Genomic DNA, 2,154 nt, shown 5'->3' with positions numbered 1-2,154 from the left:
CGCCGATCACGTCCACCGGCGAGCCGAGCGCCGCCCACACATTGTTGAAATTGACGCCCGCCGCCATGACGTAAACCAGCACTTCGTCGGCGCGGATTTCGGGCACCGCGATCTTCTCGACCTTGAACGCATGCATGGGGTCGCCGAACCGGTCCGCGCGAATCACCTGCGCGTACATCTGTTTAGGAACGTGCCCGATAGGGGGCACCTGTCCGATCTCGTAGATTTCCTTATGGTTCATTTGTACTGCTTGTCGGTTACCACCGCGCCGTTGCGGTTGGCTCCAATTCTGTTATGAGGCTGCGGCATTGCGCGCCGGAATTAGCTACCTGTTTGCCGCTGATTTGACAATACTAACCTGCCGGGCGTTAGGGAACGGTTGATTTGATTTTAATGAAACCCGCCGTGGGTTTCATGCTTCCTTGGGCAGGGGTGACCCCTGCACCCGGTATTAAGATTGACCTGTTCGCTGTTATTCCATAAAAAACGGGTTTGGCTTCAGGAATTTTCGTTTTCGTTGATTCTACGATCACAGGAAGCAAGGCAGCCTGACCTACTATGGCGGTGCGCAAAATCGAGCGTGGCCACTACTTCGAGGACTTCGAGATCGGCCGTCTTTTCAAGCATCATTGGGGTCGCACCATCACCGAGGGCGACAACAGCTTTTTCTCGAGCGTCACGATGAACTTCAACCCGAGCTACTTCAATCGCGAGTATGCGCAGTCGCTCGGTTTCAAAGGCGTGGTCGTCAATCACATGCTGGTGATGAATGTGGTGTTCGGGCTATCGGTCGAGGATCTGAGCGAACGCGCGATCGCGCATCTCGGCTACGAAAAAATGAAATGGCACGAGACGGTTTATCCCGGCGACACGATCACATCGGAGTCTCTGGTGTTGTCAAAGCGCGACACTTCGAAGCCTGATCGCGGCGTCGTCAAGTTCCGCACCACCGGCTACAACCAACGCGGCGAAAAGGTGCTCGAGTACGAGCGGCCGGTGCTGATTCGCAAGCACAATACTCCCGCGTAGGAGCACACGATGCCGCTAGTTACGCCTGAGCATGAATTTATCCGCCGCTCGGTCCGCGAGTTTGTCGAGGCTGAGGTCAAGCCGATCGCGAATGACCTTGACCGTGCCAACAAAGAAATTCCTGAAAAAATTCTGAAGCAAATGGCCGAGCTCGGCTACTTCGGCGTGATCTTTCCCGCCGAAGAAGGCGGCATGGGCCTCGACTACATCTCGATGGCGATCGTCACCGAAGAGCTCTCGCGCGGATGGCTCAGCGTCGGATCCGTGATGACCCGCAATATCATCACCGGCACTCTGATCAGCGCCAACGGCACGCCCGAGCAGAAAAAGAAATTCCTGCCGCCGATCGCGCGCGGCGAGATTCTCACTGCGGCCGCATTCACGGAGCCCGACTCGGGCAGCGATACCGCGTCGTTCAAAACGCGCGCGGTCAAGGACGGCGACGGCTATCTGATCAAGGGATCGAAGATGTGGTGCACGTTCGCCAATCGTGCGCACGTGCTCACCGTGATGACGCGCACCGACCCCGACATGTCGAAGAAGCACAAAGGGCTGTCGCTGATTCTCTACGAGAAGAAGCCGGGCGACGAGTTTGTGCCGCCGCAATTGACCGGCTCGCCGATTCCGACGATTGGCTACCACGGGATGCGCAGTTACGCGCTGCAGTTCGACGACGCGTTCGCGCCCAAGGCGAATTTGATCGGCGGCGTCGAGGGGCGCGGATTTTACCAGTTGATGGCGAGTTATGAGGCGGCGCGAATCCAGACCGCGGCGCGCGGCGTCGGCGTCGCGCAGGCGGCGTTCGAGTGCGCGGTGAAGTACGCGAAAGATCGCAAGCAGTTCGGCCAGCCGATCGGCGATTTTCAGGTGATCAGGCACAAGCTCGCGCACATGGCAGTCGAAATCGAAGCGGCGCGCCAGCTTTGCTACTTCGCCGCCGCCGAGAAAGACACCGGCAAGCGATGCGACTACGAGGCCGGGCTGGCGAAGGCGTGTGGTGTTCGCCGGCGCGGATCCGGTGCCGACGTTCGTGTTCGACGAGGTAGACGCCGGGGTGGGCGGCAAGGCCGCGGTCGAGGTCGGGCGCAGGCTGGCCCGGCTGGCGCGTTCGGCCCAGGTGATCGC

General features: G+C 59.5%; 1 protein-coding gene and 2 pseudogenes. 2 read left to right on the top strand and 1 reads right to left on the bottom strand.

Features of this window, described 5'->3' with window-relative positions; all coding sequences use genetic code 11:
- Positions 1-241, bottom strand: a pseudogene (locus tag VIW95_RS01175) (crotonyl-CoA carboxylase/reductase); the annotation flags it as partial.
- A gap of 317 nt (positions 242-558) precedes the next feature.
- Here VIW95_RS01175 and VIW95_RS01170 point away from each other — a divergent pair.
- On the top strand, positions 559-1,029 hold the full coding sequence (locus VIW95_RS01170) for a MaoC family dehydratase (RefSeq protein ID WP_331583174.1): 471 nt from the start codon (positions 559-561) through the stop codon (positions 1,027-1,029).
- A gap of 9 nt (positions 1,030-1,038) precedes the next feature.
- Positions 1,039-1,992: pseudogene (locus tag VIW95_RS01165) on the top strand (acyl-CoA dehydrogenase family protein); the annotation flags it as partial.
- Between the last annotated feature and the right edge of the window lie 162 nt (positions 1,993-2,154).

The organism is Binatus sp. (SeqCode) (assembly GCF_036522015.1).
Lineage (GTDB): Bacteria > Desulfobacterota > Binatia > Binatales > Binataceae > Binatus.
This window is presented reverse-complemented; position numbering and strand designations above follow the sequence as displayed.

Bases quoted from the DNA above. Each gene is read 5' to 3' on its own strand.
- VIW95_RS01170 (WP_331583174.1), top strand. From the start codon at position 559: ATGGCGGTGCGCAAAATCGAGCGTGGCCACTACTTCGAGGACTTCGAG.